Raw genomic sequence first — 14,365 nt, forward strand, 5'->3', positions numbered from 1 at the left:
AGTCATTCCCGCATGTCCGAGAACGTCGTTCATCTGCACAAGAACACCGAACCGACCACCGAGGCGGCGACGGTGACCACGCTGACCGTGGTCCCCGAACCGGCACCGGCCAAGCCCGTGCCGCTGTGGGTCCGCTCCGGCCGCGCCATCCGTACGGCCGTCACCCACGAGACCACGAAGACGACCGCCCGCGCGGTGGCCCGCCACAGCCTCTACACCGTCAACGGGGGCCGGATCGTGGCCCGCCGCGCGTGGGACGGGAAGACCGGTGCCCGCTACGAGCGGATGTTGCGAGCCGCTGAGGCGGCCGGCAACTTCGAGGTCGCAGAGGAGTGGGAAGACCGCCTGCAGCGCTTCCGCGAGGCCAGGCACCGCCGCCGCATGGACCTGCTGCACTCCCCGGTCGATGCCGCCAAGGGCGTCGGGGTCGGCGCCGGTATGAGCGTCGGGGTGCTGGTCGCGCTCGGGATCGTGATGGCCATCAACAATCACGACATCGGCGACGTCATCACCCCGCTCACTGCCGTCATCGACTTCATCGGCTTGCTGATCCGGATCGTGCAGATCGTCTGGGGTCCCGCCCTCACGATCGGCCCCTTCCTCGCGCTGCTCGCGCTGTGGACGGTCGGCAGCAAGCAGCAGGCCGCCCCGGCATGGGCCCTGCCGGACAACATCCGCTCGGACGAGGGTGAGCCGATCACGCCGTCGATCGTGGTCAAGGCCCTGCGTGACCTCGGCGTTCCCGCGCTGCGCAACGCCATCAAGGAGATGGGCGACGCCGGTGCGGGCATGCTCGGGCCGATCCGGATCGCCGGATGCGGCGTAGAAGTCGACGTCATGCTTCCGTCTGGGGTGTCGACGATCGAGGTGCAGAACCGACGCAGGAAGCTCGCCGAGAACCTGACCCGGCACGAGCACGAAGTGTTCATCACCATCCCCCAGGCCGCCCGCACAGTACGCCTGTGGATCGCCGACAGCGGTGCGCTCGATGAGCCGATCGGCCCGTCTCCGCTGGTCACGGACGAGACGATGACCGCCGACTATGCCAAGGGACGGGCCCCGTGGGGCCAGGACCTGCGCGGCGACGTCGCCGCGCTGAGCCTCTATCAGCGCCACCTGCTCATCACGGGCCTGTCCAACCAGGGCAAGACCGTGGCCCTGCGCTCCCTCGCCCTGTGGCTGGCCCTGGACAAGTCGGTGCAGTTCCTCATGGGGGACCTCAAGGGCGTGGGCGACTGGGCCATGTTCGACGGCCTCGCCACCGCCCTCATCCAGGGGCCCACCGACGAGCACGTCATCCAGGTCACCGAGATGGTCGAGGGCGCCGTCGACGAGATGAACCGCCGTCTGATGGCCCCGCCCGGCACCGTGTTCCCCGCGCTCATCGTCCTGGTCGACGAGGCGCAGGTCGCGTTCATGTGCCCGCTCAAGGACGAGGACGGCCGCTTCTACGGCGGCTCCAAGGCCACATCCCGGTACTTCATGGCCGTCCGCAAGATTCACAACCAGGGGCGTGCGGTGAACGTCCTGATGTGGCAGGGCACCCAGGACCCGACGGATCAGAACCTTCCCAAGCTGGTCCGCGAGGGTGCCCACACCCGCGCCTCGCTGGCGCTCGGCACGGAGTCGCAGGCCCGCATGGCGCTCGGGGACAAGGCGGTTGACGGTGGCGCCGCTCCGAACCTGCTGCGTCCGGGCCTGGATCAGGGCACGCTCGTGGTCGCGTCGTCCGGCATCGACATCCCCAAGGGCCAGTCGTCCATCACCGTGCGCACGCACTACGTCGACGACGACGGAGCGGAGGCCATCACCGACCGCGCCAAAGCCATGCGGGACGGGGTCACCACCCTGCACGTCATCGAGCGGGGCGAGGAGCGTGACCCGCTGCGTGACATCTTCTCCGTGCTCGGGGACGCCTCGCGGGTGCTCACACAGGACGTCCTCAAGCGGCTCGCCTCTCTCAACCAGGACGCCTACGGCAAGTGGTCGTTCATCGACCTCAAGCGCGTCCTCGACGGCACCGGCGCCGAGCCGTACAAGTCCGACGGGCGCATGGTCGTCGGCCGCGAGCGCGTCGCCCGCGCCCTAACCAACCAGGGCGACGAGGGTTCCGCTTCTGCCTCTGAGTAGAGGGAGCCGCGCCCCGCACGGGTCAGGGAGGCAGGGAGAACTCCCTGAACCCCTCCCTGCCCCGCCTCCCTGGCCCTGACCAGCACGAATGATCCATCAGGGAGTCAGGGAGGCCCGCAGGTCAGCACCCCTGAAACCCCCTCCACACGCATTCCGGCAGGGGGTGCTTCCGCCTCCCTGCCCCGCCCCTCGAAGGGATTCCGGATGTACCCCGAGACCCCCGGTCAACTGCCCGCCGAACGGGCCGTGACCATCCACCGGCCCACCCCCATCACACCCATACAGGCGGCACCGCTCATACCCGTGCAGCTGGGCACCGTGCCTGCCGTGGCGAGCATCGTCCTGCCCGACGGGCGCGTCGTCACCGGCTACGCCATCGAACCCGCCAAGCCCGAACCCGCCGTGGCCAAGCCGCTCGTCTCCCGCACGGCCGTGAACATCGCCCTCGGAGGGATCGGGTTCGGCGCAGTGTGCGGCGGACTGGTCCTGCTCACCACGTTCATCGCCGCTCTCGCTGCCCTGATCCAGCAACTCATCATCCTGGCGGCCGTCGTCTTCGGTGGATTCATCGGCGTGCAGGTCCTCGGCAGCTCGCGCGGCGGCACCACGGTCAACATCCGAAAGGCCGTGTTCAAGCGCAACAAGTTCCACGGCTGAACGGCCATGGCGCTCCTGAACTGGCGGAACGCCCGCCACTTCGACGCCACCCGCGACCTGCCCTGCGCTCTGTGCGGCAGGCCCACCCCGATGCGCTCGCACGACCGCGAACCGGTCCAAAAGGTGTGCGCCGAGGACTGGTGCGACCGGAACCCCAACTCCACCCGCTTCCACAGCTGACAAGGAGGTTCACGTGACCTACCGAACCCGCACCCGCGCTGGCGCGGTCGCCGTGACCGTAAGCGCTCTGGCGCTGCTCGCTGGATGCGGCCTGCCCGACGGCCCGGCCGGCGTCGTCATCGCCCGGGACTACCGCTGGTCGTCGGCGACCAAGAGCGGCCATTTCTTCCTGACCGTGCGCACCGCCAAGGGCGAGCGCAAGGAGTTCGAGGCCCACGTCCACGACTACAACCGCTGCACCAAGGGCGAGGGCCACCCCGCCTGCAAGCCGTAGCTACGCCAAGGGCGGCCCCCTCTCACGCCAATGATCCGGGGCCGCCCTTGCCAGCCAGCACCCACAAAGGAACTGGAGACATTCAGCATGACTCAACCCGTCATCATCAGGCGAGCCCTCAGCCTCGCGGCCCACGGCGTGCCCGCGCTGCCGTTACGAGCGGGGAAGGTGCCGTTCGGGAACTGCCCGGCATGCGCCAAGAACGCCTGCGGCGGCCGGCCGAACATGAAGACCCCCGGCCCCTGCACCTGCCCGCACCCGTGCCACGGATGGGCTGCAGCCACCACCGACCCCCGCGTCATCAACTCGCCCGCGTGGCGACGGGCGTGGCGGGAAGCGGCCGGGGTGGCCTACCACCCTGGCGGTGCCGGCTTAACCGTCGTGGACCTCGACAATGCAGAGGCCATCACGTGGGCCCGCACGAGCCTGCCCGCCACCCGGATCGTGCCGACGACCCGGGGCGAGCACTGGCTCTACCGGGGCGCCATGCGGGGCGCCAACGCCGTACGGCCCGGCGTCGACATCAAGTCGACGATGGCCTATGCCCGTTGGCTCGGTCCCGGTATCGGCACCATGACGACCCTGCCAGATGTCGTGCGCGCCTTGACCGCGAAGGAGCCGGCCACGACCCGACCGGTGGCCGTCACGATTCCCTCACCGGGCGGGGGCGGTGCGTGCCCGCACCGCACGCCCACCTATCTGGACCGTGGAATCGCCATGGCGGAGCAGCGCATCACGGAGGCCCAGGGGGAGGTGCACGCCACCGTCTACCGGACCTTCCTCGCAGTGCTGTCCACGCACGGCCGGTGCGGCTGCCTCACCGACGCCCACACCGCCCGGTTGTTCGCCGCCGCGCAGGCCAAGGGTGAGTCGCCCCGGCACTGCACCGACGCGTGGACCAACGCCCTGACCACGTTGGGACTGAGCCATGTCTGAGGACGAAAAGAACCCCGCCCGCCAGATCATCGCGGACTACGCACAGGCCCACTTCCGGTACTTCCGCACCGCCGACGGGACCGTGTACGCGCAGCGCAACGGCCACCCCGTCGCCCGCCCGATGCGCTCGCAGGGCACAACGGGCAGCCACCGACAGGAACTCATGGTCGGCCTGTTCAAGGACGGGCGCGGAGTGTTCAACGGGTCGGCGATGAAAGAGGCGCTGGACTTGATCGAAGCCCTCGCGTTGGACGCGGACACGCACGCCGTGAACATCCGCGTGGCCCCCGGGTTCGACGGGGCGACGTGGCTGGACCTGGGCCGCGACGACGGACAGTCCGTCCGCATTCACCCCTCGGGCTGGGACGTCCTCACCCCCGACCCGCGCGAGGTGTGCTGGAGGCGCACGCAGCTCACCGGGGAGTTGCCCCTGCCGGTCAAGGACACCGACGGCAAGGGCATCGATCTTCTGATGCGGCTGTGCAACTTCGCCAACGCGGAGACCGAGTGCCTGGCCGTTGCATGGCTGATCGGCTGCCTCGGTCCGTCCGTGCCAGTACCCGCGCCGTTCCTCACAGGTCCGCAGGGAGCGGGCAAGTCCACCGGGGGCCGGATGCTCACGAGGATCATCGAGGGGATGAGCGGCGACCTGCGGCGGGCGCCGAAGGATGAGGAGAACCTGATCGCGGCAGTGGCGGCCGGATGGATCACCGCCCTGGACAACCTGTCCCACATGACGCCGGACCTGTCCGACGCGATGTGCTGCATCGTGACCGGAGCCGAGAGCGTCAAACGGGCCCTGTTCACCGACGGGGACGTGTTCCGCGTCGGCTACCGCCGGCCCCTGCTCCTCACCGGCATCGACGTCGGTGTCATCCGACCCGACCTTGCTGAACGGCTCCTGCCGCTGCGCCTGGAGCGGCCCCGCGTCCGGCGCACAGAGGCCGAACTGTGGGCGGACTACGCGGAAGTGCTCCCCGTCGTGCTCGGCTCGCTCCTGGACCTCACGGTCAAGGTCCGTGCCGTGGAGGCGGAGACTCCTACCGACCTGCGGATGGCGGACTTCGCGCACCTGTGCGCGCAGTTCGACGCGGCGACCGGCCTCGGGGCTCTTGCCGCGTACCGGGCGAGTCTGGACGACCTAAACGACGATGTGATCGAGGGTGATCTCCTCGCGCAGACCGTCCTCAGGCACGCCGACACCATCGAGCCGGGCGCCGCGCAGCAGATGACGTCCACCGAGTGGCTGTCGTGCCTCAGCCGTCTCTACAGCGGCGACGAGTGCCGTCCCCTGCCCAAGGGATGGCCGACCACCGGCAAAGTCCTCTCTGACCGCCTCAAGCGCCTCCAGCCGACGCTGGCCGCCCGAGGCGTCCTTATCGACTCGGGCCGCACCAAGGCGGGCCGCTATCTCGAAATGACCCGCACGCTCCCCCCGGCCCCGCACGAGCAATCGCGGGCGTTCTGACCCCGTGACCCCACGCGCCTGGACAAGCAAGAGGAGCACCACCGGCCAGGCGTGCTCCTCTTGCTGTTCGGCGGAACGCCGCCCCCAGGCCGCGCCGCGCAGCGGCTCCTTCTTCGCTCTGTAAGGCGCGCCCAAGTACCACAGGCAGCCCCTTCTTTGTCCTAAGTAGGAAGACGCTGCGTCACCTGCGTCACCCGGGCCGGAAAACGGCCGCTGATCTGCGCGAACAGCGGTGACGCAGACGGCTGGCTCTGCGTCATCCTGCGTCACCTGCGTCACCCGGTGACGCAGATGGTGACGCACTGGTGACGCAGGACCGATCCGTCGCGTCACCGAAAGCCGCAGGTCAGAGCTCTAAATGACGCAGGTGACGCGGTGACGCAGAAATCCGAGCTTCGGACACACACCGGTCTAGGACCCGCGCACAACTCCCCTTGGCATTGCCGAACTGCCCTGGAGGCACCCCGGATGAGCACCGCGATTGCCGCCCCGGTCGACCGACTCCTGTACAAGCCCGAGGAAGCGGCCGAAGCACTCGCCATCGGCCGATCCACCGTCTACGAGCTGATGGCCGAAGGCTCCCTGAAGTACATCAAGTTGGGCCGTATCCGCCGGATTCGACGCACCGACCTTGAGGCGTACGTGGAGAACCTCGCCCTGCTGCCCAACTGACCAGACGCCGCCCCGAGGCGCCCCGAGCACTCCGCTCGGGGCGCCTCTCGCATGGAGGAGCACATGAGTCCCCGCAAGCCCAACATGGATTCGTCTATCTACTTCGGTGCCGACGGCTGGTGGCACGGTCGCGTCACGATGGGCGTGAAGAACGATGGTGGCCCCGACCGCCGCCACCGCCGTGCCAAGACCGAACCCGAAATTCAGCGCAAGGTGAAGGAGTTGGAGCGGCAGCGCGACGAGGGACGCGCCACTAAGGCGGGCCGCAAGCCGACCGTTTCCCAGTGGATGGGGACCTACCTCACCGATATCGCGAGCCTGAAGCTCAAGCCGCGATCGTTGGATGACTACTGGTCGAAGACGCGCAACGACATCATTCCGGGCGTCGGGAAGCATCGGATCGACAAGCTTCAGCCGGAACACCTGGAACGGATGTACCGGGCGATGCTCGATGCCGGCCACGCCCCCTCGCACGTACTGAAGGTGCACCGCATCCTGTCGCGGGCCCTGAAGATTGCCCATCGGCGCCGGATGATCGTGGAGAACGTCGCCACGCTCGTGGACCCGCCAACGGTCGACGAGACCGAGGCGAATCCATTCACGATGAGCGAGGCCAAGGCGTTCCTTCTGGCTGCGGCGAAGCGCCCCACGTTCATGCGGTGGGTGGTCGGCGTCGGCATGGGATTCCGGCAGGGCGAAACCCTGGGCCTGCGCTGGAAGTACGTCGACCTCGACGCAGAGCTGTTCCACCCACAGTGGCAGCTCCAACGCCTCACATGGCGTCATGGATGTGAGGACCCGCATAAATGCGGCCGGCGCCTGCACCGGTTCAAGCCGTGCCCGCCGAAATGCACGACGCACCGGAACTACACGCGAGGGTGCCCGCAGCCCTGCACTCAGGACTGCACACGGCACGCGAGCGCGTGCCCTGAACGCAAGGGCGGAGGCCTCGCCTTCACTCGCCCCAAGACCAAGAAGAGCCGGAACGAGGTGCCGATCCCGCCGCCGTTCATCCCTTACCTGCTTGAGCACAAGGCTCAGCAGGACGAAGCCCGGGCCGCAGCGGATGAGCTGTGGCAGGAGCACGACGCGGTGTTCACGCGGCCGGACGGTCGGCCGCTCGACCCCCGGGCGGACTGGGAGGAGTTCAAGGAGCTACTCGAAGAGGCGGGTATCAGCGACCGGCGCCTCTACGACGGGAGCCGCCACACCGCGGGCACGATCCTGAACGAGTTGGGGGTGGACATGCCGACGATCATGGAGATCCTCCGGCACACGCAGATCAGCCAGACCCGGCGCTACGTGAAGGGTCGGTCCACCCTCTCGAAGGACGCCATGCGCCGCATCGGGGACGTCTTCATGCCCGAACCGGAACCCACTACTGAGACCAGAACTGAGACCCTAGACAGCAAGGCGGCCCGCGCCCGGCGTCGGCGCCGCGTCCGGTAAAAGCAAAAGCCCCAGGTCACGGCGAGTGAGTCCTGGGGCTTCCACAGAGCCGCCTTCGGGATTCGAACCCGAGACCTACGCATTACGAGTGCGTTGCTCTGGCCATCTGAGCTAAGGCGGCGCGCTGTCTGCACCATGGTGCGGTCAGCAACGTCGCCAAGTCTACACAGTTTTCGGGGGTGCTCCGCACACCCCATGCGGAGGCCCCGGGAGGCGCATCCCGGGGTGTCGAAAAGTGCCCCCGCACCCCTTATGAGCAGCGCTTTCCGTCCTTGGGCGGGGTGCCGTCCAAGAGGTACGCGTTGATCGCGGAGTCGATGCAGGCGCTGCCGCGGCCGTACGCGGTGTGGCCGTCGCCCTCGTAGGTGAGGAGCGTGCCGGAGTCGAGCTGGCCGGCGAGGGCCTGCGCCCAGCGGTACGGGGTGGCCGGGTCGCGGGTCGTGCCGACGACGACGATCGGGGCGGCACCCTTCGCCTCGATGCGGTGGGCCTCGCCGGTCGCCTTCACCGGCCAGTACGTGCAGTTCAGCGCCGACCACGCGAGGCCGTCACCGAAGACCGGGGACGCCTTCTCGAAGGACGGCAGGGCCGTCTTCACGTCGTCGGAGCTCTTGAAGGACGGGGGCAGGTCGAGGCAGTTCACGGCCGCGTTGGCCGCCATCAGGTTCGCGTACGTGCCGTTGCCGTCGCGCTCGTAGTAGCTGTCGGAGAGGGCGAGCAGGCCCGCGCCGTCCTTGTTCTTGATCGCCGAGCTGAGCGCGGAGCGCAGCTGCGCCCACTGCCCCTCGTCGTACATCGCCGCGATCACGCCGGTCGTGGCGAGGGCCTCGCCGAGCTTGCGGCCCGCGGGGTCACCGGTGGGGATGGGGGTGCGGTCCAGGTCGGTGAAGAAGGACTTGAGGCGCTTGCTCGCGTCGGCGGCGCTCCCGGTGCCCAGGGGACAGTCGGAGCGCCGTACGCAGTCCTTCGCGAACGACTGGAACGCCGTCTCGAAGCCGGCCGTCTGGTCGCGGTTCATCTCCTGCGCCGACAGGGACGGGTCCATCGCGCCGTCCAGGACGAGGCGGCCGACCCGATTCGGATAGAGCCCCGCGTAGGTCGCCCCGAGCAACGTGCCGTACGACGCCCCGACATACGTCAGCTTGTCGTCGCCAAGCGCCGAGCGCAGGATGTCCATGTCGCGGGCCGCCTCGACCGTGGAGACGTGCGGCAGCACCTCGCCGGACCTCGTCTCGCAGCCGGCCGCGAACTTCTTGAAGGCCGCCGACAGTTCGTTCGCCTCCGCCTGGTCGTCGGGCGTGACGTCGGTCTGCGTGTACGTGTCCATCTGCTTGCCGTCGAGGCACTCGACCGGTTCGCTGCGGGCGACGCCGCGCGGGTCGATCGCGACCATGTCGTAGCGGGCGCGAACCGCCGCCGGGTAGCCGAGGGCGGCGTACGACTGGAGGTAGCCGATCGCCGAGCCGCCGGGTCCGCCGGGGTTGACCAGAAGCGAGCCGAGGCGCTTGCCCGGGCCGGTGGCCTTCTTGCGGGCGACGGCCAGCTTGACGTCACCGGCGTCCGGCTCCGCGTAGTCCAGCGGCGCCTTCATCGTGGTGCATTCGAAGCCGGGGACACCGCACTCGCGCCAGCTCAGCGACTGCCCGTAGTAGGCGGACAGGTTGGCGGGGGTTGCCCTGGGCAGCGCGGCCAGCGAGACGTCCGCCGTCCGTGTGCTTCCCGAACTCCCTGGTGAGCAGGCGGACATGAGGAGCCCGGCGGCGGCGAGCAGGGTTCCACAGGCCCGGAGGCCTCGGACAGGGGAATGGAGACGCCTGAAGTACATCAGTCGAGCGTAACTGTCCGCGTTCGGTCAGTCGCGATGTGTGGCTACCGCGCCCCGTACGAGTTAACCGAAGGGCGTGTCAGCCCGCCCGCAGCGCCATCGTCATCGCCTCCACCGCGAGCAGCGGCGCCACATTGCGGTCGAGCGCGTCACGGCATTCGGCGATCGCCTCGATGCGGCGGAGCGTGGCCTCGGGCGAGGCCGCGCGGGCGAGGCGCTCCAGGGTGTCCTGCGCGTCGGTGTTCGCGAGGGCGACGCGGGAGCCGAGCTGCAGGGCGAGCACATCGCGGTAGAAGCCCGTGAGGTCCGTGAGGGCCAGGTCGAGGCTGTCTCGCTGCGTACGCGTTCTGCGGCGCTTCTGGCGGTCCTCCAGGTCCTTCATGGCGCCCGCCGTGCCGCGCGGCATCCGGCTGCCGCTCTGTCCGCCGAGCGCAGCCCTCAGCTCCTCGGTCTCCTTGGTGTCGACCTCTTCGGCGAGCTGCTTGGTGTCCTCCGCCGCCGTGTCGATCAGCTCCTGCGCGGCCTTGAGGCACCCGCCGATGTCGTCGACCCGCAGGGGCAGCTTCAGCACCGCCGCTCTGCGCGCCCGCGCGCGGGGATCCGTGGCCAGGCGCCGCGCGCGGTCGATGTGGCCCTGCGTGGCGCGGGCCGCTTCGGCGGCGACGGCCGGCTCGATGCCGTCGCGTCGTACGAGCATGTCGGCCACCGCCTCGACCGCGGGTGTACGCAGCGTCAGGTGGCGGCAGCGGGAGCGGATCGTGGGCAGCACGTCTTCGAGGGAGGGCGAGCAGAGCAGCCAGACGGTCCGCGGGGCGGGCTCCTCCACGGCCTTCAGAAGTACGTTCCCCGCGCCCTCCGTGAGACGGTCCGCGTCCTCCAGGACGATGACCTGCCAGCGGCCCACGGCGGGCGACAGCTGTGCTCTGCGGACGAGCTCGCGGGTCTCCTTCACACCGATGGAGAGCAGATCCGTACGGACGATCTCCACGTCGGCGTGCGTGCCGACGAGGCTCGTGTGACAGCCGTCGCAGAATCCGCAGCCGGGGGCTCCGCCCAGTGCTCGGTCCGGGCTGACGCACTGGAGCGCCGCGGCGAACGCGCGCGCCGCCGTCGCCCGCCCCGCACCAGGCGGACCGGTGAAGAGCCAGGCGTGCGTCATCTTGGAGGCCTCGGGCAGCGGCGCCTTCGTCGCCGTGGCCGTGACGAGCGCGTCGGCGTCCCGCGCGGCGGCGTCGAGCTGCGCGGCCACGCGCTCCTGACCCACCAGGTCGTCCCATACGGGCATGGACTACCGCCTCACCGTCGAACTCCGGCACTTCGCTCTACCGGATTCATTGTGCGGGACGGCACTGACAACGCCGTCCGGCGACCGATCCGGCGACCCACCCAGCGATCGGGCCGGCAATCGGTCGCCGGACGGCGACAGGTCCTCGGCCGGCTCGGCGCCGGCCCCGGTCGGCTCAGCGCCGCCCCCGGCGCCTGCCGCCGGCGCCCTCGTCGCCGTCGTCGTCGTGCCCGCCGAGCAGTTCGTCCGCCAGCGTCGGCAGGTCGTCCAGCGGAGTCTCCTCCGCCCAGTCGGGCCTCGGCCGCTGACGGGGCCGGCCCTCCTCGTCGACCTGGGGCAGCTCACGCGTCCGGTCATTCGAACCACGACCGGCACCCGCACCGGCACCCGCACCCCCGGCCGACGGCGCCGAAGTCCGGCGCTCATCACGGAAGTACCCCGGCGGAACCCGATCCGCCGACCCGCCATCGCCAGCACCAGCACCAGCACCGCTACCACTACCGACGGAGTCATCACGCACCGGCGGCAGCACCGCCGTCTCGTCGGCGGCCCCGGCCTGCTGTGCGGGATTCGGCGGCATCGGCAGCTGAGTGGTCTCGTCGTTGTCCCCACCCTGCCAAGCACCACGCCCAGCACCAGAGGCAGTCCCAGCCCCGGAACCCGTACCTGCGTCCCTGACCGGCGGCAGGACGGCCGTTTCGTCGGCCGCGCCACCCGTGGGATTCATCACGGGCGTGGGAACGGTGGTCTCGTTGTCGGCCCTCGAGGGCCGGCCGGCGCCCTCGGACCCGGCCCCAGCCGCAGAAGCCGCCGCTGACTCGGACGCAGCCGAAGCCGCCGCCGCAGAGGCAGCCGCCGCAGACGCCGCCGCCAGCCGACGAGCCTCCTCCGCCCGCAGCAGCGCCTCCTCCGCCTTGCGCTGCTTCTCCAGGCGTCGTTCCTCGGCCTCCGCGCGCAGGCGCGCCTCCTCCTCCGCCTGACGGCGGCGGCGCTCCTCCTCGGCGGCCCGGGTCTGTTCCTCGGCGAGGAGCCTGGCGCGCTCCTCCTCGGCACGGCGACGCGACTCCTCGGCGCGTTGGCGGGCCTCTTCGGCCTGGCGCTCGGCCTCGCGCCGCTGCGCCTCCTCCAGCTCGCGCTGCTTGCGCTCCTCCTCCTCGGCGCGCAGCTTGGCGAGCTGTGCCAGCCGCTCGCGTTCGACGCGCTCCTCCTCGGCCTTGCGGGCGGCCTCGGCCTCGGCCTTCCTGCGGGCCTCCTCCTCGGCGGCCTTACGGGCCTCTTCCTGGGCCTTCACCTCGGCGTCGGAGAGCGGCAGCACCATGTCGAGCCGGTGCCGGACCACGGTCGTGACGGCTTCCGGCTCCTGGGCCGCGTCGACGACGAGGTAGCGGCCGGGGTCGGCGGCGGCGAGCGTGAGGAAACCGGAGCGCACGCGCGCGTGGAACTCGGCCGGCTCCGATTCGAGCCGGTCGGGCGCCTCCGTGAACCGCTCACGTGCCGCCTGCGGGTCGACGTCGAGCAGAACGGTCAGATGCGGTACGAGTCCGCCGGTCGCCCAGCGGTTGATGCGGGCGACCTCGGTCGGCGACAGGTCGCGACCGGCGCCCTGGTAGGCGACGGACGAGTCGATGTAGCGGTCGGAGATGACGACGGCGCCGCGCTCGAGGGCGGGCCGTACGACGGTGTCCACGTGCTCCGCGCGGTCGGCGGCGTACAGGAGGGCCTCGGCCCGGTGCGAGAGGCCGGCCGACGACACGTCGAGGAGGATCGAGCGCAGCCGCTTGCCGACCGGGGTCGCGCCGGGTTCGCGCGTGACGACGACCTCGTGGCCCTTGCCGCGGATCCACTCGGCGAGTGCCTCGGCCTGGGTCGACTTCCCGGCGCCGTCACCGCCCTCCAGGGCGATGAAGAAGCCGGTGGCGGCGGGGGCCTGCGCCGGATCGTTCCCGCCCAGCAGCGCGTCGCGCAGGTCGTGCCGCAGGGGCACTCCGCTGCGGTCGTCGGCCTTGGCGAGTACGAGGGCGGCCACGGGCAGCAGCAGGGCGCCGACGAGCATCAGCGTGAAGGCGGCGCCGCCGTGCGCGAACACGAACTTGCCGTTGACCAGCCGGTGCGGGCCGATCGCGGCCGCGAGCAGGGGCGCGGCGACGGCGGCGACCGCGATGGACACGCGGACGACGGCCTGGAGGTGCTCGGTCGTGCGGGCGCGCCGGTAGTCCTCGGACTCCTGGTCGAGGAGGGTGTGCCCGGTGTTGGCGGCGATGCCCGCGGTGACGCCGGCGAGGGTGACGATCAGCAGGACGCTGGTGACGTCGGGGACCAGGCCGGCAGCGAGCAGGGCGATGCCGGTCAGGGCGATCGCCAGCGCGAGGAGCCTGCGGCGCGACAGCGACGGCAGCACGGAGGGCGCCGAGCGGATGCCGACGACCGTGCCGCCCGTGAGCCCGAGCACGAGCAGCCCGAACATCACCGGGCCGCCTGACAGGTCCTTGGCGTGCAGTACGGAGACGGCGACGGCCGCCGAGATCGCCCCGGCGACGGCGGCGCAGGCGAGGACGAGGAGCGGGATGGCTCCCGTGCGTCCCTTGTCGACACCGCTGCCGGTCTTGGGGCGGCGCATGCCCTCGAGCGGGGACCGCGCGCGCGGGGTCTGCGTGTCGGGCAGTTCGAGGAAGAAGACGACGGAGAGCGAGGCGGCGAACAGACCGGCCGCTACGTAGGAGGCCAGTGCAGCCTGGTGCAGGCCGAACCAGTCGACCCCGGCCCCGATCAGGTTCCCCACGAGAGTGACGACGACGAGCGCGGCTGCCGCGAGGGGCAGCGCCACGAAACCGGTGCGCAGGGAGAGGCGCCGCAGCGCGTCCATGTGGTCGGGCAGCGGGCGTACGGCCGCGCCTTCGAGGGGCGGCGCGGGCAGCAGCGCGGGCGCCGCGCTCTCGCGCGACACGGTCCAGAAGCGCTCGGCGACGCCGGCCACGAAGGCGGTGACGAGCAGAACCGCCAGAGCGTTGTCCGGGGTCCAGTCGATCCACAGGGGCGCGACGATGAGGAGCGCGGCCCGCACGCCGTCCGCGCCGACCATCGTCCAGCGTCGGTCGAGGGGGCCGTCCTTGGAGGTCAGCGACGTCAGCGGGCCGAGGAGTACGGCTCCGAAGAGCAGCGTCGACAGGACGCGCGCGCCGAACACGGCGGCGACGGCGAAGGCCACGCCCCGGTACCCGCCCCCGAACGAGCCCTCGGAGACGGCTACCTGAAGGGCCAGCACCACGAGCACGAGAAGCCCGAGCGCGTCACCGATGCCGCCAACGAGTTGGGCGCTCCACAGTCGTTTCAGCTGCGGGACCCGCAGCAGGGCGCGGACGGCGCGCTCCCGGGAATCTGCGACCAGGGCGTCGTCGGGGGCCGGATTCTTGGCCGTTGGCTGCTCGGCTCGCGTCATTCGTCCAGCCTATCCGGACCCACTGACTCCCCGAAGGTCCACCCGAACATACG

11 protein-coding genes and 1 tRNA gene are annotated in these 14,365 nt (G+C 70.6%); 8 read left to right on the forward strand and 4 right to left on the reverse strand.

Annotation, left to right across the window (positions count from 1 at the left end; all coding sequences use genetic code 11):
* Positions 1 to 12 precede the first annotated feature (12 nt).
* The 8 genes from OHA58_RS15805 to OHA58_RS15840 all read left to right on the forward strand — a co-directional run bounded on the left by OHA58_RS15805 (position 13) and on the right by OHA58_RS15840 (position 7,766).
* Complete coding sequence (locus tag OHA58_RS15805; protein ID WP_405479312.1) at positions 13 to 2,130, forward strand: FtsK/SpoIIIE domain-containing protein; 2,118 nt, start codon at positions 13 to 15, stop codon at positions 2,128 to 2,130.
* Between the two features lie 204 nt (positions 2,131 to 2,334).
* The gene (locus OHA58_RS15810; RefSeq protein WP_405479313.1) at positions 2,335 to 2,787 is read left to right on the forward strand and encodes a hypothetical protein; all 453 of its coding nucleotides are present in this window, start codon (positions 2,335 to 2,337) and stop codon (positions 2,785 to 2,787) included.
* A 6-nt stretch (positions 2,788 to 2,793) separates the two neighbouring features.
* The gene (locus tag OHA58_RS15815) at positions 2,794 to 2,967 is read left to right on the forward strand and encodes a hypothetical protein (protein WP_405479314.1); all 174 of its coding nucleotides are present in this window, start codon (positions 2,794 to 2,796) and stop codon (positions 2,965 to 2,967) included.
* A 13-nt stretch (positions 2,968 to 2,980) separates the two neighbouring features.
* Complete coding sequence (locus OHA58_RS15820) at positions 2,981 to 3,241, forward strand: hypothetical protein (RefSeq protein WP_405479315.1); 261 nt, start codon at positions 2,981 to 2,983, stop codon at positions 3,239 to 3,241.
* Between the two features lie 87 nt (positions 3,242 to 3,328).
* On the forward strand, positions 3,329 to 4,177 hold the full coding sequence (locus OHA58_RS15825; RefSeq protein ID WP_405479316.1) for a bifunctional DNA primase/polymerase: 849 nt from the start codon (positions 3,329 to 3,331) through the stop codon (positions 4,175 to 4,177).
* The gene (locus OHA58_RS15830; protein WP_405479317.1) at positions 4,170 to 5,645 is read left to right on the forward strand and encodes an ATP-binding protein; all 1,476 of its coding nucleotides are present in this window, start codon (positions 4,170 to 4,172) and stop codon (positions 5,643 to 5,645) included. Before OHA58_RS15825 ends, OHA58_RS15830 begins: the two co-directional genes overlap by 8 nt.
* Positions 5,646 to 6,113: 468 nt before the next feature.
* Entirely contained in the window at positions 6,114 to 6,317 is a 204-nt protein-coding gene (locus OHA58_RS15835; protein WP_405479318.1) for a helix-turn-helix domain-containing protein, read from the forward strand.
* 63 nt (positions 6,318 to 6,380) lie between these two features.
* Positions 6,381 to 7,766: a tyrosine-type recombinase/integrase gene (locus OHA58_RS15840; RefSeq protein WP_405479319.1), complete on the forward strand. Its 1,386-nt coding sequence runs from the start codon at positions 6,381 to 6,383 to the stop codon at positions 7,764 to 7,766.
* 47 nt (positions 7,767 to 7,813) lie between these two features.
* On the opposite strand, the gene OHA58_RS15845 is transcribed toward OHA58_RS15840, so the two are convergent.
* The 4 genes from OHA58_RS15845 to tmk form a co-directional block, all read right to left on the reverse strand.
* Positions 7,814 to 7,887, reverse strand: a tRNA-Thr gene (locus OHA58_RS15845).
* 129 nt (positions 7,888 to 8,016) lie between these two features.
* Entirely contained in the window at positions 8,017 to 9,591 is a 1,575-nt protein-coding gene (locus tag OHA58_RS15850) for an alpha/beta hydrolase (protein ID WP_405479321.1), read from the reverse strand.
* Between the two features lie 79 nt (positions 9,592 to 9,670).
* On the reverse strand, positions 9,671 to 10,876 hold the full coding sequence (locus OHA58_RS15855) for a DNA polymerase III subunit delta' (protein WP_405479322.1): 1,206 nt from the start codon (positions 10,874 to 10,876) through the stop codon (positions 9,671 to 9,673).
* A gap of 175 nt (positions 10,877 to 11,051) precedes the next feature.
* A complete protein-coding gene (gene tmk, locus OHA58_RS15860; RefSeq protein WP_405479324.1) occupies positions 11,052 to 14,312 on the reverse strand; it encodes a dTMP kinase in 3,261 nt (1,086 codons plus the stop codon).
* Positions 14,313 to 14,365: the final 53 nt, after the last annotated feature.

This window comes from Streptomyces sp. NBC_00009, from assembly GCF_045040855.1.
Lineage (GTDB): Bacteria > Actinomycetota > Actinomycetes > Streptomycetales > Streptomycetaceae > Streptomyces > Streptomyces aureus.

Bases quoted from the DNA above. Each gene is read 5' to 3' on its own strand.
- OHA58_RS15805 (WP_405479312.1), top strand. From the start codon at position 13: ATGTCCGAGAACGTCGTTCATCTGCACAAGAACACCGAACCGACCACC.
- OHA58_RS15810 (WP_405479313.1), top strand. From the start codon at position 2,335: ATGTACCCCGAGACCCCCGGTCAACTGCCCGCCGAACGGGCCGTGACC.
- OHA58_RS15815 (WP_405479314.1), top strand. From the start codon at position 2,794: ATGGCGCTCCTGAACTGGCGGAACGCCCGCCACTTCGACGCCACCCGC.
- OHA58_RS15825 (WP_405479316.1), top strand. From the start codon at position 3,329: ATGACTCAACCCGTCATCATCAGGCGAGCCCTCAGCCTCGCGGCCCAC.
- OHA58_RS15830 (WP_405479317.1), top strand. From the start codon at position 4,170: ATGTCTGAGGACGAAAAGAACCCCGCCCGCCAGATCATCGCGGACTAC.
- OHA58_RS15835 (WP_405479318.1), top strand. From the start codon at position 6,114: ATGAGCACCGCGATTGCCGCCCCGGTCGACCGACTCCTGTACAAGCCC.
- OHA58_RS15840 (WP_405479319.1), top strand. From the start codon at position 6,381: ATGAGTCCCCGCAAGCCCAACATGGATTCGTCTATCTACTTCGGTGCC.
- OHA58_RS15850 (WP_405479321.1), bottom strand. From the start codon at position 9,591: ATGTACTTCAGGCGTCTCCATTCCCCTGTCCGAGGCCTCCGGGCCTGT.
- OHA58_RS15855 (WP_405479322.1), bottom strand. From the start codon at position 10,876: ATGCCCGTATGGGACGACCTGGTGGGTCAGGAGCGCGTGGCCGCGCAG.
- tmk (WP_405479324.1), bottom strand. From the start codon at position 14,312: ATGACGCGAGCCGAGCAGCCAACGGCCAAGAATCCGGCCCCCGACGAC.